Source organism: Dactylosporangium aurantiacum (assembly GCF_000716715.1).
GTDB classification, from domain to species: Bacteria; Actinomycetota; Actinomycetes; order Mycobacteriales; family Micromonosporaceae; genus Dactylosporangium; species Dactylosporangium aurantiacum.
This window is the reverse complement of the sequence record NZ_JNYJ01000037.1, coordinates 25,164-43,157: the sequence shown is the minus strand read 5'-3', so window position 1 is coordinate 43,157 and position 17,994 is coordinate 25,164. Positions and strand designations below refer to the sequence as shown.

The window sequence follows — 17,994 nt, the reverse complement described above, 5'->3', positions numbered from 1 at the left end:
AGCGTAGAACTCGTTTCCTCCTTCCGCCAGTGGCAACCGAACTTTTATATAAACGAAAAAAACTTTGCGCTGGTACGTGCAAAAGCGCTGCTCCTCAGCGCCGCGCGACGATCCGCTCGACGGCCGTCCAGAGCCCCGAGGTGACCAGGTAGATCCCGGCCGCGACGGGGGTGAGGGCGGCGAACGCCACGGTGCCGAACGACAGCACCCTGACGAAGCCCGGCGAGCCGGCCGGGAGCTGCCGCACGTTCCAGACCGCGATCGCGGCGAGGGCGGCGACGATCAGCCAGCCGGCGGGCAGCGCCGGGTGGTCCAGGAGCCGGGCGGTGAGGTCGGCGCCGAGCAGCGTGTGCCCGCGCACGGCGTCGCCGCTGAACTCGCGGTACAGCAGCCAGATCACCGGCGCTTGGGCGAGCGTCGGCAGGATCCCGGCGAGCGGCCCGGACCCTTCGGCCCGCATGAGCTCGGCGGTCTTCTCGGCGAGCGCGACCGGGTCCTTGCCGTGCCGCTCCCGCAACGCGGTGAGCTGCGGGGCGAGCCGGGCGCGGACCTTCTCGGCGCGGTACGCCCGCAGGCTCAACGGCAGCAGCGCGGCGCGGACGGCGAGGGTGGCGATGACGATGGCGGCGGCGACGGATCCGGTGGTGGTGGACAGCAGGACGAGGACATGGTGCAGCACGACGGGAGCCCTTTCGGCTTCGGTACGCGCGCCGGACCGCCACCGGAGCCGGCCGGCGACACGACACCCGGCACCCACGCCGGCGACACCCCGGACGGCGACGACCCCGACCGGCGGCGCGCCGATGGGCGGCGTCGGTCGTGGACGTCGGTCGTGTCGGTCGTGGACGTCGGTCGTGGTGTCGGCGGGTGGCCAGGGCGGGGCGGGCCGCGAGGCGCTCCCCGGCCGGCGGGCGCCGCCATCGGCGGGCACTCAGGGCAGGCGGGCGCTCGGCACCGGCAGGTGGACAGCGCGCGGAGGAACGGACGGACGGGAGTCGGGAGGAACTACCGCCGTCCGGGCGCCCGGGGCCGCGGCCGCCCGGCCGCGTCGGGGTCCGTCGCCCGGGAAGGGCGGGCCCAGCGGGAACGGGCCCGGGCCGGCACCGGCACGACCCGCGGCGCCGCCGTGGGTGCCCCGGTGAGCAGCCGCGCGGCGAGGACGATCGCGAGCGCGGCGAGGACCGCCGTCGCCATGGCGACGGCGTCGGCCGGCGAGGTCACCGAGGACCACGCGGCGAGGAGGGTGGTCAGCGACCACGACATGCGATGAGCATACGCCCGACCCGCGACCCCGGCGCCCGTCCGTCACGGCGGGCGATCGCTGCTACGCGGCGTGGGCCGTCGGGCGCCGCCGGCCGGCCTTCTCCCGGTACATGCCGGCGTCGGCGGCCCGCAGCAGCGCGTCCAGGGTGTCTCCCGGCCCCGCCGCGGTCGCCGCGCCCACGCTCGCGTCGATGCGCACGGACCGGCCGTCGATGGTGACCGGGGCGGTGATGGCGAACCGGAGCCGGGCCGCCACCTCGGCCGCCACCTCGGCGGAGGCGCCCGGCAGCAGCAGCACGAACTCGTCGCCGCCGAGCCGGGTCACCAGGTCGCCGTCGCGGGCGTGGCCGCGCAGCCGGGCACCGACGACGCGGAGCAGCTCGTCGCCGGCGGCGTGGCCGAGGGTGTCGTTGACGGCCTTGAAGCCGTCCAGGTCCAGCACCAGTACGGAGGTGGGGCCGCCCGGGGTGAGGCCGGCGCGGGTGAACTCCTCCAGCAGGTTGCGGTTGCCCAGCCCGGTGAGCGGGTCGTGCAGCGCGAGGCGGCGCAGCTCGGCGCGGGCCTCGGCGAGCCGGCGCAGCTGGGTGTGGTGGCCCCGGGCCAGCAGGCCGGCGAGGATCGCGACCACCAGGTGCAGGGCCGGGGCGAGGCCGACGAGGTCGTGGGTCATCGGGCGGCCCGCGATCGGGCCGGACCACACGTACAGGGTGACGCAGCCGGCGGTGGTGGCGAGCCAGGTGAGCAGGGCGCCGGCCAGCTGGCCGCGGAAGGCGCCGACGATGATCGCGATGACGAAGACGGGCCACAGGGCGGCCGGGGAGAATCTGCTGGTGACCATGACCGCGCCGATGACCGAGGCCGTGTCGGCGGCGATGACCAGCGCGCTCAGCACCGGATAGCGGCGGTGCCCGGCCTTGCGCAGCGCGTACCACGCCAGCAGGTTGGTCAGGGTCAGCTGGACCGCCCACAGCGCCGTCGTCACCGGTAGCGACCACAGCACCAGCGACCCGACGATCCACAGCACGGAGACGGACCGGCTGACGAGGCCGGCCCACTCGATGCTGCGTCTGACGCGGAGCAGGGGTGAATCCACGCCCCCACGTCGGCAGTCACGGCGCCGACCTGAGTGTGACGAACCTGAGAAGTGACTGAGCGAACCTGAGCCGAATCTCAGGTTGAACCCCTAGGTGGCCGGGTTCAGGTGCGTTCCGGATGGTCCTCGGGGTTCACGGTCCGTAAGGTCGGCGACGTGGCACTCATCGAGACGCGTGCGCTGACGAAGCGCTACGGGGGTGGCGTCACCGCCCTTTCCGAACTGACCCTGGCGGTGGAGCCCGGGATCATCGGGCTGGTCGGCGCGAACGGCGCCGGCAAGTCCACGTTTATCAAGATCATGCTCGGCCTGCTCCAGCCGTCCGGCGGAGAGCTGCGGGTGCTCGGGCTCGACCCGACGACGCAGTCGGTGCAGGTGCGGCAGCGGGTCGGGTACATGCCCGAGCACGACTGCCTGCCGAGCGAGACATCGGCCGCCGAGTACGTGACCCACCTGGCGCGGATGAGCGGCCTGCCCGCCAACGCCGCCCGGGAGCGGGCCTCCGAGGCGCTGCGGCACGTCGGGCTCTACGAGGAGCGGTACCGCCAGATCGGCGGCTACTCCACCGGCATGAAGCAGCGGGTCAAGCTGGCCCAGGCCCTCGCGCACGACCCTGACCTGCTGCTGCTGGACGAGCCGACCAACGGCCTCGACCCGGCCGGCCGGGACGCGATGCTGGAGCTGGTGCACCGCATCGGCACCGAGTTCGGCATCTCCATCGTCGTGTGCTCCCACCTGCTGGGCGAGGTCGAGCGGATCTGCACCTCGCTGATCGCGATCGACGGCGGCAAGCTGCTGCGCTCCGCGACCGTGTCGGACATGACGACCAGCCGCGACGTGCTCACCGTCGAGGTGAGCGAGGGCGTGGAGCAGCTGGTGGCCCGCCTCGCCGAGCAGGGCCTGCCGGTCACCCGCGACGGGCACGCGCTCATGGTGCCGATGGACAGCGACGAGGTGTACGACCGCATCCTCATCGCGGTCGCCGAGCTCGACCTGCCCCTGCACCGCCTCGACCAGCGCCGGCACCGCGTCGCCGAGCTCTTCCAGACCCCGTCCGTGACCGGACCGGCAGCAGCACAGGAGGTCGGCCATGGCGCAGCCAACTAGCGTCATCCATGACATCGGCTACCAGCGCTACACGGGCCCCCGGCTCGGCCGCGCGTACGCCAACCGCTCCCTCTACGAGCAGAGCCTGCGCACCGCGTTCGGCATCGGCCGGGGCGCCAAGGCGAAGATCTTCCCGTGGCTGGTGATCGGCATCGCGCTCAGCGTCGCCGTCATCGAGATCGCGGTCCGCTCGCTCACCGGCGAGTCCTTCATCAGCTACCGCGGGTTCGCCAACACCATCAGCTTCCCGGTGATGCTGTTCCTCGCCATCGTCGCGCCGGAGCTGGTCTCGCGCGACCTGCGGGACCGGACGCTGCCGCTGTACTTCAGCCGGCCCCTCGGGCGCACCGACTACGCGCTGACCAAGTACGCCGCGCTGTCGACCGTGGTGCTGCTGCTGCTCGCCGTGCCGCAGCTGCTGATCTACATCGGCGCCGTGTTCACCCGTACCGACGGGTTCAGCGGCGCCATGAAGGAGCTCGGCGACATGGGTCCGGGCCTGGCCGGTGCCGTGATCCGGTCGCTGATCCTCGCCGCGATCGCGCTGCTGGTGGCGTCGCTGAGCGGCCGGCGGGCGTTCGCCGCGGCGTTCATCGTCGGCGTCTTCGTCATCACCGCGCCGATGGTCGGCATCCTCAACGTCATCGGCGGCCAGGACAGCGCGCTGTCCAGCCTCGCGTTCATCGTCAACCCGATGACGTTGCTCATCGGCGTCGAGCAGTGGCTCTTCGGCACGCTGGACAACGACCCCATGCCGATCGGCGACTACGGACCCGCCTACGGTGTCGCCACCCTCCTGCTGCTCGCCGGCTGCCTCTCCCTCCTGCTCCTGCGTTACCGGAAGGTGGCCGCCTGATGGGCACCGTCGACCTGCAGCACGTGTCGCGCTGGTACGGCAACGTGGTCGCCGTCAACGACGTGACGATGACCCTGGGCCCGGGCGTCACCGGCCTGCTCGGCCCGAACGGCGCCGGCAAGACCACGCTGCTGCACATGATGTCGGGGTTCCTGGCCCCGTCGAAGGGCACGCTCACCGTCGACGGCGCGCCGTCGTGGCGCAACCCCGACGTGTACCGCACCCTCGGCCTGGTCAGCGAGCGCGAGGCCGTGCACGGGTTCCTCACCGGCAAGGAGTTCGTCCTGGCCAGCGCGCGGCTGTTCCGCCTCGCCCAACCCGAGGAGGCCGCCCGCCGAGCCCTGGCGATGGTGGAGATGGAGCCGGCGCAGGACCGGCGCATCGACACGTACAGCAAGGGCATGCGCCAGCGCATCCGGGTCGCGGCCGCGCTCGTGCACGACCCCGGGGTGCTGCTGCTGGACGAGCCGTTCAACGGCATGGACCCGCGCCAGCGCTTCCACATGATGGACCTGCTGCACAAGATGGGCGACGACGGCCGCACCGTGCTGTTCTCCTCGCACATCCTGGAGGAGGTCGAGCAGGTGTCGGGCACCGTGCAGGTCATGGTCGCCGGCCGGCTCGCCGCCTCCGGCGACTTCCGCACCATCCGCCGGCTCATGACGAACCGGCCGCACATGTTCTCGATCCGCTCCAGCGACGACCGCCGCCTCGCGGTGGCGCTCATCGGCGAGCCGTCGGTCACCGGCGTCGACCTCGACGCGACCGGCCTGCAGGTCCGTGCCGCCGACTACGGCACGTTCACCCGTGCCCTGCCTCGCATCGCGCTCAAGGAGGGCATCCGGGTGCGCCAGCTGGTGCCCGCCGACGAGTCCCTGGAAAGCGTCTTCTCCTACCTGGTGGGTGCCTGATGAATCCGACCATCGCCCGCATCACCGCGCGCGGCCTGCTCGGCCGCCGGCGGATCTGGCTGCTGGTGCCGCTGCCGATCATCCTCATCGGGTTCGCCTGGGCGGCCCGGGCGTTCGGCGAGCCGCCCACGAGCTGGGGCGAGCCCGTCATCGTCGGGCTCGGCTTCACCGCCGTGCTGCCCGTGATCGCGCTCATCGTCGGCACCGGCGTGCTCGGCTCCGAGATCGACGACGGCACGATCACGCACATCCTGTCCAAGCCGCTGCCGCGTTCGGAGATCGTGTTCACGAAGCTCGCCGTCGCGGTCGGCGTCACCGGCGGGTTCGCCGGGGTGCCGCTGTTCGTGGTCGGGCTGCTCGCCGACTCCACGCCGCTCGCGTTCGCGCTGGTCGTCGGCGCGTTCGTCGGGGCGCTGGCCTACTCGGCGCTGTTCCTGGCGATCAGCGTGATCACCCGCCGCCCGGTGCTGCTCGGCCTGGTGTACGTCGTGCTCTGGGAAGGGCTGCTCGGCAACATCCTGTCGGGCACGGCGAAGCTCAGCATCCAGCAGTACGTGCAGACGATCGTGGACTGGCTCGCCCCCACCGACGTGCTCGCCGGCCACGTGTCGGTGCCCGTCAGCTTCGTGATGGCCGGCGTCTTCACCGTCGGCATGACGGCCCTCGCCGTGCAGAAGCTGCGCACGTTCGCCGTCGCCGGCGAGACGGGCTGACGTCGCCGAGGCTGGGGATACGGGCTACCGTCCGGACGTGAGCTTCCACCGCGTCTACAGCGTCGCCGTCTTCATCGTGCTGGCGTCGCTGGACAACGTGGCGATCAGTCTGGTGCCGCCGCTCTACTCGCCGATCAGCCGCTCCCTCGGCGTCGGCGAGGGAGCGCTCGGCGTGGTGACCGCGGTCGGGTACCTCGTGACCGCGGTCGCCGCCGTCGGCTGGGCGTACGCCGGTGACCGCACCGACCGCAAGCCCGTCCTCATGGTCGGCACCCTCATCTGGGCCGGTGGCACGGTCGGGACCGTCGCCGCGCAGGGGTACTGGTCGTTCCTCACCGCGCAGCTGGTCGCCGCGGTCGGGCTCGGCGCCGTCGGCTCCGTCGGGTTCTCCGTCGTCAGTGACCTCATCTCGCCCCGCCGCCGCGGCCTCGTCATGAGCCTGTGGGGCCTGTCGCAGGGCGTCGGCACCCTCGCCGGGGTCCTCGTCGCCAGCCAGCTCGGCGGCGCGGACTGGCGGCGGCCGTTCGTCGTCCTGGCCGTCCTCGGGGTCCTCGCCGCCGCCGCGTACTTCACCACGGCAGACATCCGCCGCGGCCAGAGCGAGCCGGACCTCGCCGCCGTGTTCGCCGCCGGCGAGGAGTACGAGCACCGCATCTCCCGCGCCGAGCTGCCCGGCATCGTCGCGCGGCGCACCAACGTCTGGCTGATCCTGCAGGGGCTCACCGCCCAGGCGGCGTTCGGGTCCCTCGTGTGGCTGCCCCGGCTCTTCCAGGCCAGGGCCGAGGCACAGGGCTACGACGAGCAGTCCGCCATCCAGATCGGCGGCATCCTCGCCACCCTGTTCCAGCTCGGCGGCGTGCTGTCCGTGGTCGGCGGCCTGCTCGGCGACCGCTGGCAGCGGCGGGACCCGGGCGGCCGGGCGAAGGTCGCCGCGATCGGCATCCTCGCCGGTGTGCCGCTGTACGTGGTGCTGTTCTTCGCCCCGCTGTCGCTGCCCGCCCCGGACGGCCGGTCCGCCACCGCCCTCGTGTTCGGCGCCATGTTCACCACGCCGAGCCTGCTCGCCGCGTTCCTCTGCGCGCTGCTGGCCCTCGCGCTCACGTCCGCGAACTCGCCGAACTGGTTCGCCCTCATCGCCGACGCCAACCCGCCCGAGCACCGCGGCACCGTCTACTCCCTGGGCAACCTCGTCAACGGCGTCGGCCGCGCCGCCGGCAACGGCGTGGTCGGTGCGGTGTTCGCGGCCCTCGCGCGCAGCTTCCCGCCGCCGACGAACCTCGCCGTGGGGCTCGCCGCCTTCCAGGCGTTCTTCATCCCCACCGGCGTCATGTACTGGCTCGCCTCCCGCACCGCCCCGGCCGACATCGAGGCGGTCCACGACCTGCTGCGCGCCCGCGCCGCCGCCGAGATCGCCGGCGCCGATGGCGCCGGGGGCCCGGCCGCCGGGCCGGCCCCGGCGGCCGGGCCCACTACAGGGTCCGCAGGTGGAACCCGCCGTCCACGTCGATGACCTGGCCCGTGGAGAACGGCAGCAGGTCCGTGGCGATCGCGACCACCGCCCGGCCGACGTCGCCGGGGGTGCCCCAGCGCCGGATCGGGGTGATGCCGTCGGAGAGGATGAGCTTGTCGTACTTCGCCTGCACGGCCCCTGTCATGTCGGTGGCGATGATGCCGGGCCGCACCTCGAACACGGTGATCCCGTGCTCGGCGAGGCGGGCCGCGAACAGCTTCGTCATCATGCCGAGGCCGGCCTTCGTCACGCAGTAGTCACCCCGGTTCACGCTCGCGGTGTACGCGCTCATCGACGAGATCGTGACGATCTTCCCGGCGGTGCCGGCGTCGACCATCCGGCGGGCGACCTGCTGGGTGAGGAAGTACGGCCCCTTGAGGTTGATGCCGACGAGCCGGTCGAACGACTCCTCGGTCGCCTCCAGCAGGTCCGCCCGCACCGACGGGGCCACCCCCGCGTTGTTCACCAGCAGGTCCAGCGTGCCGAAGGCCTCGTGCGCCTCGTGCACGAGTCTTGCGCGGTCCTCGGCGTCGCCGACGTCCGCACGGACGAGGACGGCCCGGGCGCCGAGCTTCTCGATCTCCTTCGCGGTGTCCTCCGCGGCGGCGAGGTTGGACGCGTAGTTCACCACCACGTCGAACCCGGCCCCGGCCAGGGCGATCGCGATGCCCCGCCCGATGCCTCGGGAGGCCCCGGTGACCAGCGCCGCGCTCACGCCCCCACCCCGCCGTCCGCCGCGCCGCCGCCGGCCGCGCCGCCGTTGCCGCCGCCGGCCGCGTCGCCGTTGCCGCCGCCGGCCGCGCCGTCGCCCGCGCCGTCGCCGTCCGCCGGCTCGCCGGCGAAGAACGTGTAGTACGGGCCGTCGACCAGGCGGCCGATGTACAGCGCCAGCTCGCGCAGGTGGTAGTCGCCCCACATGCTGGACTCCCCGTTCGGCACCGACTGGCCCGCCGGGACGTGGTCCCAGCCGTTCGGGCGGTGGTACACCGAGTGCAGCAGCAGCCCTTCGTGCCGCGGGTCCGTCGACAGGTACGGCTCCTGCAGCAACGTCCGTGCGACGGTCAGCCCCGCCTGGGTGTACCGGTCCTCCCCGGTGCACCGGCCGAGGCGCAGCAGGCCCTGCGCGGCGATGGCGGCGGCGCTGGAGTCGACCGGCTCGTAACGGTTGAACGGGTCCGCCGGGGCGTCCACGTCCAGGTGCACCAGGCCCGGCGCGCCGGTGTCCCAGTACGGCACGCCGTCGGCGGGGGAGTGCTCCAGGTAGAAGTCGCACGTGGCTTGCGCGGCCGAGCGGAACAGGTCGGACGGGTGGAACTCCAGCAGCTCCGCGAAGCCGAGCATCGCCCAGGCCAGGCCGCGCGTCCAGGTGGAGAACGCGGAGTAGCCCTGCTGCGTGCTCGGCGCCCGGAAGCGGCCGTCGTTGACGTTGAACAGCGCCTCGTGCGCGGTGCGGCCGCGGACGTCGTAGGTGTCGCGGCCCGCACCGAAGTAGACGTTGTACCGGGCGGTGCTCTCCGCGTGCTGGGTGAGCCGGGTGAGCAGGTCGATGCGCTCGTCGTGCTCGCCCATGAGCACGTGCCCGAGCCGGTGGGCCACGGCGAGGGACCGGCAGGAGCGGATGGTGTCGACGAACAGCGACTGCGGCCCGTTGAACGAGTAGATGTACCCGCCGCCGTCCGCGGTGCGGCTCCACCGGGCCGCCTGCACGGCGCCGCTGATCTTCAGGGCCAGCTCGGCGAAGTGCAGGTCCTGCTCGCCGGCGCGGCCCTCCAGGATGAGGCGGCGCAGCGTGCCGTACGTGCTGACGTTGTTGAACCCGTGGTCGTGCACGCCGATGTGGCTGACGTGCGGCGCCATCACCTCGATCGTGTGGCGGCGGCCCTGCTCGAAGAAGTGCCGGTCGCTGGTCGCGTCGAACTGCAGCAGCGCCGAGCCGACCTGGAACCCCTGGGTCCACTCGGTCCAGCCGCGCGCCGTGTACCGCCCCTCGACGGTGAACACGGGCGCTCCCTGGCTGCCGCCCGGCGGGTTCGACGCGTCGATCGCGTCGATCTTCCCGGCGGACAGCTCCCACATCCGCCCGATCGCGGGCAGCAGATCCTTGGGCGCGAGCCCGTCATCGATGCGCAACATGCCCACGAGGATAAGGGGAAAGCGCTTTCCTGAGAACCCCGGGGCCGGGTCGCTTTCGTTCGTGGCAGGATGGCGCGTGATGGACGCGACCGCTGTTGAGGATGTCGCCGCGCGCTGGGTCGCGGCCTGGACCACCGGCCGCACGAGCGCGCTGTTCAGCCTGCTCGCCGCGGGCGCCCGCGTCGAGTCCAACCTCGACCCCGACGGTGACTTCATCGAGAAGCTCACCGGGTATGCCGCCGGGCTCACCTCGGTGTCGGTGTTCTCGCGCACGGTCATCGACCAGCGCGTCGCCCTCGTCTACGACTGCGCCGTGGACGCCGAGCAGTTCCGCCTCGCCGAGTTCCTGGTGGTGACGGAGTCCGGCCTGATCGCCGAGGTCCGCCGGGTCTACGACCTGTACGCGATCGAACGCCTCATGCCCGACCTCCTGCTGGAGACCTGACCGCGGACGGAGAAGGGCCGGGCCCCGCGGTGCGGAGCCCGGCCCGGATCGTCAGCGCGTCAGGACATCGCCGCCGCGGAGACGAACGTGTAGCCGAGGCCCTGGATGCCCTCCACCGTCTGCTTCAGGTAGTCGGTGCCCAGGTACGGGTGGTAGAAGAAGCTCGCCACGCCGTCGCGGACGGCCAGGTTGGTCTTCGCGTTGGCGATCAGGTCGGCGGGAAGGACGGCCGGGTGCTGGTTGAACGGCTCCGGCTCGATGTTGCCGATGTTCTCCGGGATGACGGTCGAGCCGTAGACGTCACGGACCGTGTAGGGGAAGAACTGCCCGACCATGCGCGCGGTGCTGTTGTCGACCGTGCCGCCGGACAGCACGCCCGGGAAGTAGAGGCCGCGCTCGTAGCGCACGCCGTACAGCGTGTTGATCGTCTTGTAGTCCAGGGCGCTCGCCGCGTAGTGCGGGAACTCGAAGATGGTCGGCTGCTTCAGGCCGGCGAGGAGCCAGTCGGTGCGCGAGGCCATGACGCGGGCGGTCACGTTGAGCGCCGAGTCGTTCTTCACCGGGCCGTCGTAGATGACGGCGTCGTTGGCGTCGACGTGCGCCATGAAGAACTCGAAGTCGTTGGCGCTGACGCCGTCGTACGGGTTGTCGATCGCGTCGAGCTGGTGGGTGTAGCCGTGCTGGAGCAGGGTGCCGCCCTTGCTCTGCATGTACTTCAGGGCGCTGACCACCAGTGGCCGCTGGCGCAGCGTGTAGTCCTCGGCCTTGCCATCGTTGTTCACGCCTTTCGGGTCGCGGTACCGGCTGTAGACGGCGACGGTGAAGGGGACCTTCTTCGAGTACAGGTAGTCGGCGACGGCGCGCAGCTCGGCGGGGTCGGCGTCGGGGCCGACGTCCTCGATGCGGACCAGGGCGCGGTGCCGCGCGGCGGTCTGCGGGGCGAGCACCGAGTAGAGCAGGTCGGAGAAGGCGAGGTAGCGGTCGCTGGAGGTGATGTAGGACAGCGGGATCTCGCCGAGGTAGGTCAGGTTGCCGGACCGGATGCCCCACGGGAAGGTGGTGCCGTCGGCGCGGACCGCGGTGCCGACGGGGACGGCCTTCGCCGGGTCGGAGACGACGTAGTCCATGATGCCGCCGGCGTTGCGCACGTCGCGGGTCATCGTGGTGCCGTTGTAGTCGATCCGCGACACCGGGGACGTGTCGTAGCCCTTCCAGGTGTAGCCGTACGTGCCGACGAAGTCGGCGGAGCGGGCGGTCAGCTGCCAGATGTTGTTGTACATCCACACGACCGGCTTCGTGTCGGCGAGGGTGTCGTCGAGGAACGCGGTCGGCAGCGGCTCGTCGTAGGTGGAGCCGACGTAGACGACGGCGGAGTAGGCCGACATCTCACCGGCCTTGTAGGCGCCGACCGGGTGGGCGGTCCAGGACCCGAAGTGGGAGACGAGGTTCGTCGCCATCGTCGCGTAGTCCTCGCCGAGCCAGGAGTACGGGCCGGTGTTGTCGTAGAGGACGAGCGTCTTCGTCGCGGCGTTCGAGCCCGGTGCCCCGGCGCCGGAGCGCGTGGCGGTGGGCGCGGCGGCGAAGGCCGGGGCCGCCGGTGCGGCGAGGGCGAGCGACGCGGCCACGGTGACGGCCGCGAGCGAACTGATCAGCTTGCGCATGTCGGTACGGGATCCCTAACTCAGACGGAGACGGTGGTCGGCATGGGGGCGGGGTGCGCGGCGAGGCCGAGCATCGCGGCGACGGCCTGCTCGGTGCGCTGCGACGCGAGCCCGTCGCCGTAGGGGTTGCCGTTGGCGGTCATCGACTGCCGCAGGACCGGGTCGTCGAGCAGCCGGGCCGCCTCGGCGACGATGAGGTCCTCGTCCGTGCCGACGAGCTTCGCGCAACCCGCGTGCAGCGACTCGACGCGCTCGGTGACCTCACGCAGGACGAGCGCCGGCACCTTGAACGACGGCGCCTCCTCCTGGATGCCGCCGGAGTCGGTGAGCGTCAGGTACGCCCGCGACAGCAGCCGGGCGAGGTCCGGGTAGGGCAGCGGGTCGGTGACCGTCACCCGGGGCACCCCGGCGAGGCCGGCCTCGACCTGGGCGCGCACGGCCGGGTTGGCGTGCGCCGGCAGGACGACCCGGATGTCGGGGTACGCCTCGATCAGGCGGCGCACCGCGCTGAGGATGCGGTCCAGGGGCTCGCCCCACGACTCGCGGCGGTGCGCGGTGACCAGGACCAGGCGGGCTTTGCCGTGCTCGGCGGCGTCGACGGCGGCGGCGATGCGGGCGTCGGTGAACGGCAGCTCGCGGGCGGCGATCGACAGGGCCGCGTCCACCACCGTGTTGCCGGTGATGAGCACGTTCGCCGGGGTGACGCTCTCGTCGAGCAGGTTCGTCGCGGCGAGCGCGGTCGGCGCCAGGTGCAGCGCGGCGAGCTGGCCGACGAGCTTGCGGTTGGCCTCCTCCGGGAACGGCGAGTCCAGGTCGCCGGAGCGCAGCCCCGCCTCCAGGTGCACGACCGGGATGCGCCGCCAGAACGCGGCCATGGCGCCGGCGAGCGTCGTGGTGGTGTCGCCCTGCACGACGACCGCGGCCGGCTTGCGCTCCTCCAGCAGGGCGTCCAGTGACGAGATCATCGCGGTGAGCAGCTCGGGCTGGCTGCCGGTGACCCGCTGCAGCGGCAGGGTCACGTCGGCCTGGACGTCGAACGCGTCGAGGGCCTGGGTGACCATCGTCGGGTGCTGCCCGCTGGCGACCAGCACCGGGGTGAGCCGGCCGGCGGCGCGCATCGCGGCGGCGACGGGCGCCAGCTTGATGGCCTCGGGGCGGGTACCGGCGATGAGGAAGACTTCGGGAGACATGTGCTGACGTCCTTTACGAGAGAACCGGCTCTTCGACCAGGCGTTCTGTTTTCGCCCAGGCCTGTCGCCGGCTGATCTGCCGGCCGATCGCCCGCCAGGTGCTGACCAGGCCGAGCAGGAGGAAGAAGGGGTACGCGACGGCGGCGACCAGCAGTCGCCAGAGCTTCTCGTCGCCGAGCTGGACGCGGTGGACCAGCGCCCACACGACGCCCGGGACGGTCATGCCGAGCGCCCAGAAGAGCGCGACCTGCCCCATCTGCGCCCACGAGTGGATCAGGACCGACTGTCCGTGGCCGGGCAGGAGCCGCCACATCGCGACCGCCCAGAGGCCGAACACCGCCGCCGTGCCGAAGGCGTTCATCCACGGCGCGAGCAGGTAGTACAGCATCTCCAGCAGCGCGTGGTTGCGGATCTTCCGGGAGGCGACCAGCTTCGGCACGTAGCCGACGCACTGCAGGTTGCCCTGGGCCCACCGGGTGCGCTGCCGCAGCAGCCGCTTCACGTCGACGAGGCCCTGCTGGTTGACGTTGGCGATCGAGGTGTACCGGATGCGCTCGCCGTTCAGGTGCATCCGCAGCCCGAGCTCGAGGTCCTCGACCAGGCAGTGCGACCACGGCGCGTCGCCGAGCCGCATCAGCGACGACAGCCGGGCGAACTGCCCGTTGCCGCCCAGCCCGACCGTCCCCGCGGCGTTGCGCAGCAGCTGGCTGGCGTTGGCGATGGCGGCGAACTCGAGGTCCTGCACGGCGCCGAGGACACGGTTGCGGTTGTGGATGCGCACCCGGGTCTGCACCGCGCCGACCCGCGGGTCGCGCATCTGGCGCGACACCTCGGTGAGGATGTTGGCGCTGCCCCGCCCGTCGCCGTCGATGACGCCGACCGCGACGAGCGCCGGGTCCTCGCCGTGCAGCAGGGTCAGGTCGCGGATCGCCCGGAACGCGGCGTTGAGCGCCTCGCCCTTGCCCTTGCGGGCGTTGGGGAAGTCCCGGCGCAGCACGGTCAGACCCGGGTGGTCGATGGCGGCCAGGACGTCCGGGGTGCCGTCGTCCGATCCGTCATCGACCACCAGGACCCTGGTGCGCGTGCCTGCCGGGCCCGCCAGCGCCAGTGCGGCGGAGACGGTCCGGCCGACAACCCGTTCCTCGTTGAGGGCGGGCACGACGATCCAGAAGGTCAGCGGCTCGTGCTCGTTCGGCGCGACGGCATCGCGCCGGCGACGCCGGCCGGCGGTGGCCGAGTCACTGGCGGTGAAGGCCACCAGTGCCAGGTTGTACGCCGGCCACAACGTCAGGAGCGCGAAGCCGACCAGAAGGATCGCCGTCATGCGTCAGGCTGCGCTGCGGTTGAAGCGGGACGCCCGCACCATCAGGGCACCGGTGACGACGAGCGCGACACCTGCGACGACGATGGCGAAGACGGGGCTTCCGGTGACTGGCAGTGATGCGGCGGTGGATCCGCCGGTCACGATGACGCCGGTGACCTTCGTTCCTGACATGACAGCTTCCCCTCGGCTATCTCTGCGGTGATGCCATCCGGCTCCGTGTTGGCAACCGTTGTGCACCTTGTCCGAGAAGCTTGGATCGGCCGAGGGGCAATCACAATGGGTGAGCATGGTCGGATGCACCCGAGCGGGCCAAGTCCGTCCAAGGACCTGACAGGGCGCTTACGCAGGCAAAATACGGAGACTACGCAGAGTGGTCAGACCGTGTGCGGTAGCTCTCAGTGAAGGAGTCCTGGTGTTGCCAGTCGGTTGCGAACTCCGCCCACAGCGACAGGGCGACCGCGGCGCTGTCGGGCCGGTCCGCCGGCCGCTTGGCCATGCACTGGCGGCACAGCTCCGCTACGGAGCGTGGCAGGCCCGGTGCGAGCAAGACCGGGGTGGCGACCGGTTGCAGCAGCCTGGCGCCCGGTGCGTGCGGTGAGCGCCCGGTGAGCATCTGGTACAGCAGCACGCCGAGGGCGTAGACGTCCCAGGCGGGGGCGTGCTCGACCCGGGACGCGGCCGGGTGCGCGAACGGCACGGCGAGGCCGAAGTCGATGATCTTCACGCCGGCGGTGGTCAGCATGACGTTGTCGGCGGTCAGGTCGCGGTGCGCGATGCCGCGGCGGTGTGCGACCGCCAGCAGTTCGGCGACGGACGCGGCGATCTCGACCGCGTGCTGCCACGGCAGCGGCCCCTCGGCCAGGCGCTTGGTCAGCGGCACGCCGTTGAGCAGCTCCATCGCCACGCAGGGCACGCTCGCGCGGCCGGTGTCCAGCTCGCCGTACCCGAAGATCTTGGGCACGGTCGGGTGCCGCATCCGCTGCATGAGCAGGGGCTCCCGCCGGGCGGAGTGCACCGCGCGGCCGTTGTTGGCGAACGCGGGGGCGAGCACCTTCACCGCGGCCGGGCGCAGCTGCTCCAAATCGACTGCCTCATACACCAGCGACATGCCGCCGCGGGCGATCGGGCGGACCAGCAGGAAGCGCTCCAGCACCCTGCGGCCAAGCTCGATCTCCGACACAAGCGCCGACTATTCCCTATTCGGTCCCGATGGCGGAAGTCCCAGCGAGGTTTACCACAGCCCGTGTCGATGGCATAAATCCACATATGTCGGGTGTACCAAAGGAACCACACAGCCGATCGAAACGCATAGTTGACATCCGAGTAACGGTGGCTGACGCTGGCCGCAGGAATCGCTCCTACAGGAGACGGGATGCCTGACGAGCCATCGCCACCAACCGTCACTGAGGTCGCCGCCGCCGCGGGGGTCTCCGCCGCGACCGTGTCGCGCGTTCTCACCGGCCGGGTCAGGGTCAGCACCTCGGCCCGGGTGTCGGTGCACGACGCCATCGCACAGCTCGGCTATGTCCGCCACCGCGGGCCCCGCCGGCCCGACCGCGTGTCGCAGCGGCTGCCCGTCGCGGCCCTGGTCTTCGAGCCCACCGCCCGGCTGTTCCACGACACCTTCTCCGCGCGGCTGCTCGCCGGCGCCGAGGAAGAGCTGACCCGCCACGGCGTGCCGCTGCTGACGATGTCCGCGACCCGGGGCACGATCGCGTCCGCGACGCAGTTCCTGACCACCGGCGGCGTCGGCGGCGTGCTGCTGCTCGGCGGGCACAGCAGCCACCCCCTGACGGTCTCCCTCGCCGCGTCCCGGGTGCCGCTGCGGGCCACCGGCCGCCCGGCCGAGGGCCTGGACATCCCGTTCGTGGACGTCGACAACCACGACGGCGCCCGCCAGGCCGTCGAGCACCTCATCCTGCGCGGACGCCGGGCCATCGCGACCATCGCCGGGCCGCCCGACTCGCCCGCCGCGGCCGACCGCCTCGAGGGCTACCGCCGGGCCCTGGAGGCCGCCGGCCGTGCCCCCGCCGTCGCGTACGGTGACTTCACCACCGCCTCGGGCGGGCACGCCGCCGCCTGGCTGCTGGACCGGATGCCGCGCCTGGACGCGCTGTTCGTCGCCTCCGACGCCATGGCCGCCGGCGCCCTGCAGGCGCTGCGCAAGGCCGGCCGGCGGGTCCCCGAGGACGTCGCCGTCATCGGCTTCGACGACGCGCCCCTGGCGTCCTACACCACGCCGGCGCTGAGCACGGTGCGCCAGCCGGTCTCGGAGCTCGGCGCCACGGCGGCCGCGCTGCTGCTGGACGGCTCACCGGACAGCCCTGTCCTGCCGACCGAGCTCGTCCTCCGAGCGTCCAGCTAGCGACGTGATGCAGGACGGTCAGCTGCGGGAAGGCGATGTCCTGGCCCGGCGGTACATCTTGAGGCGACCCGTCGGCGCCGGCGGCATGTCCGTCGTGTGGCGGGCGTGGGACAACACCCTGGAGCGCACGGTCGCCGTCAAGGTCCTCGACGGGCCCGTCGGCACCGACGGCGGCCAGCGGGAGCGGATCCGGCGGGAGGCGCGCGCCGCCGCGCGGATCGAGCACCCCAACGCGATCGGCGTCTACGACTACGGCGAGACCGTCACCCCGCACGGCCGCATCGCCGCGTACGTCGTCATGCAGCTGCTCGACGGGGTCTCCCTCGCCGGCCGGCTCGCCGAGGGCCCGCTGCCGTGGCAGGACGCCGTCGCGGTCGCGGCCACCGTCGCCGACGTGCTGCACGCCGCGCACCGCCGCGGCGTCGTGCACCGCGACGTCACCCCCGAGAACGTCATGCTCACCACCGACGGGGTCAAGCTGCTCGACTTCGGCATCGCCGCCGACGTCGGCCAGCGCGACACGCTGACGTTCGGCACCCCGCCGTACGTCGCGCCGGAGCGGCTCGTCGGCGCGCCCGCCAGCGGCTCCACCGACGTGTACGCCCTCGGCGTGCTGCTGTTCGAGATGCTCACCGGTGCCCCGCCCGTGCGGGCCGCGACCTGGGACGAGCTCGAGCGGGCCATCGCCGCCGACCACCGCCCGGCCCTCGCGGTGCCGGGCGTGCCACCGGCCGTGGCCGCGATCTGCCTGCGCTGCCTGGCCGCCGACCCCACCGAGCGCCCGACCGCGGCCGAGGTCGCGGCCGTGCTGGAGTCGGCGACGGAGCGGGGGCGCCGCCGGTGGGTGCCGGTCCTCGCCGTGATCCTGGCGGCGACGGTACTGGCAGGGCTCGGCTACCTGTGGCGGGGCACGGTACGCGACGACAACGCCGCACCGGTGCCCACGGTGAGCATCGTGGTGTCCATCCCGCCGGCGGTCACCGTCCAGCCGTCGCCGGGCGCCACCCCGTCGCCGACCCGGGGCCGCACCACGTCGCCCGCCGCGACGACGGGCGCCCCGTCGCCGTCGCCGTCGGCGTCCCCGGCGCGGCTCACCCCGCAGCAGGCGGGCCGGGCCGTCCTCGCCGTCGTCGACCGGCGCTTCGCCGCCGGCGAGATCCGCACCGACGTCGTCGACGACATCCGCAACCAGGTCAACAACATCATGGCCCAGCCGCCGGACGCCGCCCGCCGCGTCGAGATGCTGCGCAAGCAGCTGATCGACCGGGAACGGGAGCGGTCGATCAGCGCCGGCGCGTACGACGAGATCGACGCCGCCGTGGTCGTCCTCGGCGCGTCCCTGGCCTGAGCCCTCGGGCGCTCCCGCCGGTTTCCGCGTGGGCCCGGCGGCCGGGCCCACCCAGGGCTCCGGTGGGGCTCGGGT

18 protein-coding genes are annotated in these 17,994 nt (G+C 72.6%); 8 read left to right on the top strand and 10 right to left on the bottom strand.

Annotated elements, in window-relative coordinates; all coding sequences use genetic code 11:
- Positions 1 to 94: 94 nt before the first annotated feature.
- From OP18_RS34780 to OP18_RS34770, 3 genes are all read right to left on the bottom strand, one after another.
- Positions 95 to 679 carry a YidC/Oxa1 family membrane protein insertase gene (locus OP18_RS34780; RefSeq protein WP_033363381.1) on the bottom strand — a complete coding sequence of 195 codons (585 nt, stop codon included), beginning with the start codon at positions 677 to 679 and terminating at the stop codon, positions 95 to 97.
- Between the two features lie 326 nt (positions 680 to 1,005).
- Entirely contained in the window at positions 1,006 to 1,263 is a 258-nt protein-coding gene (locus OP18_RS34775; protein ID WP_033363380.1) for a hypothetical protein, read from the bottom strand.
- 61 nt (positions 1,264 to 1,324) lie between these two features.
- Positions 1,325 to 2,356: a GGDEF domain-containing protein gene (locus OP18_RS34770; RefSeq protein WP_033363379.1), complete on the bottom strand. Its 1,032-nt coding sequence runs from the start codon at positions 2,354 to 2,356 to the stop codon at positions 1,325 to 1,327.
- Between the two features lie 156 nt (positions 2,357 to 2,512).
- Here OP18_RS34770 and OP18_RS34765 point away from each other — a divergent pair, with 156 nt between their 5' ends.
- The 5 genes from OP18_RS34765 to OP18_RS34745 are packed head-to-tail and all read left to right on the top strand — an operon-like array spanning position 2,513 to position 7,453.
- Positions 2,513 to 3,463, top strand: a complete 951-nt coding sequence (locus OP18_RS34765; RefSeq protein ID WP_052387772.1) for an ABC transporter ATP-binding protein — start codon at positions 2,513 to 2,515, stop codon at positions 3,461 to 3,463.
- Positions 3,447 to 4,319, top strand: coding sequence for an ABC transporter permease (locus tag OP18_RS34760; protein WP_033363378.1), 873 nt, complete (start codon positions 3,447 to 3,449; stop codon positions 4,317 to 4,319). The genes OP18_RS34765 and OP18_RS34760 overlap by 17 nt, the downstream gene beginning before the upstream one ends.
- Positions 4,319 to 5,230: an ABC transporter ATP-binding protein gene (locus OP18_RS34755; protein ID WP_052387771.1), complete on the top strand. Its 912-nt coding sequence runs from the start codon at positions 4,319 to 4,321 to the stop codon at positions 5,228 to 5,230. Before OP18_RS34760 ends, OP18_RS34755 begins: the two co-directional genes overlap by 1 nt.
- On the top strand, positions 5,230 to 5,943 hold the full coding sequence (locus OP18_RS34750; protein WP_033363377.1) for an ABC transporter permease: 714 nt from the start codon (positions 5,230 to 5,232) through the stop codon (positions 5,941 to 5,943). Before OP18_RS34755 ends, OP18_RS34750 begins: the two co-directional genes overlap by 1 nt.
- Positions 5,944 to 5,980: 37 nt before the next feature.
- The gene (locus tag OP18_RS34745) at positions 5,981 to 7,453 is read left to right on the top strand and encodes an MFS transporter (protein WP_156090011.1); all 1,473 of its coding nucleotides are present in this window, start codon (positions 5,981 to 5,983) and stop codon (positions 7,451 to 7,453) included.
- Here OP18_RS34745 and OP18_RS34740 read toward each other — a convergent pair.
- Together OP18_RS34740 and OP18_RS34735 are read right to left on the bottom strand one after the other, a co-directional pair.
- Positions 7,413 to 8,168: a 3-ketoacyl-ACP reductase gene (locus tag OP18_RS34740; RefSeq protein ID WP_033363376.1), complete on the bottom strand. Its 756-nt coding sequence runs from the start codon at positions 8,166 to 8,168 to the stop codon at positions 7,413 to 7,415. The genes OP18_RS34745 and OP18_RS34740 overlap by 41 nt on opposite strands.
- The gene (locus OP18_RS34735) at positions 8,165 to 9,586 is read right to left on the bottom strand and encodes a YyaL domain-containing protein (protein ID WP_156090010.1); all 1,422 of its coding nucleotides are present in this window, start codon (positions 9,584 to 9,586) and stop codon (positions 8,165 to 8,167) included. The genes OP18_RS34740 and OP18_RS34735 overlap by 4 nt, the downstream gene beginning before the upstream one ends.
- Positions 9,587 to 9,665: 79 nt before the next feature.
- On the opposite strand from OP18_RS34735, the gene OP18_RS34730 reads away from it, so the two are divergent.
- Entirely contained in the window at positions 9,666 to 10,031 is a 366-nt protein-coding gene (locus OP18_RS34730) for a hypothetical protein (protein WP_052387770.1), read from the top strand.
- A 59-nt stretch (positions 10,032 to 10,090) separates the two neighbouring features.
- Here OP18_RS34730 and OP18_RS34725 read toward each other — a convergent pair whose 3' ends face one another.
- The 5 genes from OP18_RS34725 to OP18_RS34710 all read right to left on the bottom strand — a co-directional run bounded on the left by OP18_RS34725 (position 10,091) and on the right by OP18_RS34710 (position 15,386).
- The gene (locus tag OP18_RS34725; RefSeq protein WP_033363375.1) at positions 10,091 to 11,692 is read right to left on the bottom strand and encodes a DUF2334 domain-containing protein; all 1,602 of its coding nucleotides are present in this window, start codon (positions 11,690 to 11,692) and stop codon (positions 10,091 to 10,093) included.
- Between the two features lie 20 nt (positions 11,693 to 11,712).
- Complete coding sequence (wecB, locus tag OP18_RS34720; protein ID WP_033363374.1) at positions 11,713 to 12,882, bottom strand: non-hydrolyzing UDP-N-acetylglucosamine 2-epimerase; 1,170 nt, start codon at positions 12,880 to 12,882, stop codon at positions 11,713 to 11,715.
- 13 nt (positions 12,883 to 12,895) lie between these two features.
- Positions 12,896 to 14,206, bottom strand: a complete 1,311-nt coding sequence (locus OP18_RS34715) for a glycosyltransferase family 2 protein (protein WP_033363373.1) — start codon at positions 14,204 to 14,206, stop codon at positions 12,896 to 12,898.
- Positions 14,207 to 14,209: 3 nt separating this feature from the next.
- Positions 14,210 to 14,377, bottom strand: a complete 168-nt coding sequence (locus OP18_RS57885) for an LPXTG cell wall anchor domain-containing protein (protein ID WP_156090009.1) — start codon at positions 14,375 to 14,377, stop codon at positions 14,210 to 14,212.
- A gap of 190 nt (positions 14,378 to 14,567) precedes the next feature.
- On the bottom strand, positions 14,568 to 15,386 hold the full coding sequence (locus tag OP18_RS34710; RefSeq protein ID WP_052387769.1) for a serine/threonine-protein kinase: 819 nt from the start codon (positions 15,384 to 15,386) through the stop codon (positions 14,568 to 14,570).
- A 192-nt stretch (positions 15,387 to 15,578) separates the two neighbouring features.
- Here OP18_RS34710 and OP18_RS34705 point away from each other — a divergent pair, with 192 nt between their 5' ends.
- Complete coding sequence (locus OP18_RS34705) at positions 15,579 to 16,571, top strand: LacI family DNA-binding transcriptional regulator (RefSeq protein ID WP_033363372.1); 993 nt, start codon at positions 15,579 to 15,581, stop codon at positions 16,569 to 16,571.
- 58 nt (positions 16,572 to 16,629) lie between these two features.
- A complete protein-coding gene (locus OP18_RS34700) occupies positions 16,630 to 17,919 on the top strand; it encodes a serine/threonine-protein kinase (RefSeq protein ID WP_245635627.1) in 1,290 nt (429 codons plus the stop codon).
- Positions 17,920 to 17,994 lie beyond the last annotated feature (75 nt).

Bases quoted from the DNA above. Each gene is read 5' to 3' on its own strand.
- OP18_RS34730 (WP_052387770.1), top strand. From the start codon at position 9,666: ATGGACGCGACCGCTGTTGAGGATGTCGCCGCGCGCTGGGTCGCGGCC.
- wecB (WP_033363374.1), bottom strand. From the start codon at position 12,882: ATGTCTCCCGAAGTCTTCCTCATCGCCGGTACCCGCCCCGAGGCCATC.
- OP18_RS34750 (WP_033363377.1), top strand. From the start codon at position 5,230: ATGAATCCGACCATCGCCCGCATCACCGCGCGCGGCCTGCTCGGCCGC.
- OP18_RS34775 (WP_033363380.1), bottom strand. From the start codon at position 1,263: ATGTCGTGGTCGCTGACCACCCTCCTCGCCGCGTGGTCCTCGGTGACC.
- OP18_RS34715 (WP_033363373.1), bottom strand. From the start codon at position 14,206: ATGACGGCGATCCTTCTGGTCGGCTTCGCGCTCCTGACGTTGTGGCCG.
- OP18_RS34705 (WP_033363372.1), top strand. From the start codon at position 15,579: ATGCCTGACGAGCCATCGCCACCAACCGTCACTGAGGTCGCCGCCGCC.
- OP18_RS34725 (WP_033363375.1), bottom strand. From the start codon at position 11,692: ATGCGCAAGCTGATCAGTTCGCTCGCGGCCGTCACCGTGGCCGCGTCG.
- OP18_RS34735 (WP_156090010.1), bottom strand. From the start codon at position 9,586: ATGTTGCGCATCGATGACGGGCTCGCGCCCAAGGATCTGCTGCCCGCG.
- OP18_RS34760 (WP_033363378.1), top strand. From the start codon at position 3,447: ATGGCGCAGCCAACTAGCGTCATCCATGACATCGGCTACCAGCGCTAC.
- OP18_RS57885 (WP_156090009.1), bottom strand. From the start codon at position 14,377: ATGTCAGGAACGAAGGTCACCGGCGTCATCGTGACCGGCGGATCCACC.
- OP18_RS34755 (WP_052387771.1), top strand. From the start codon at position 4,319: ATGGGCACCGTCGACCTGCAGCACGTGTCGCGCTGGTACGGCAACGTG.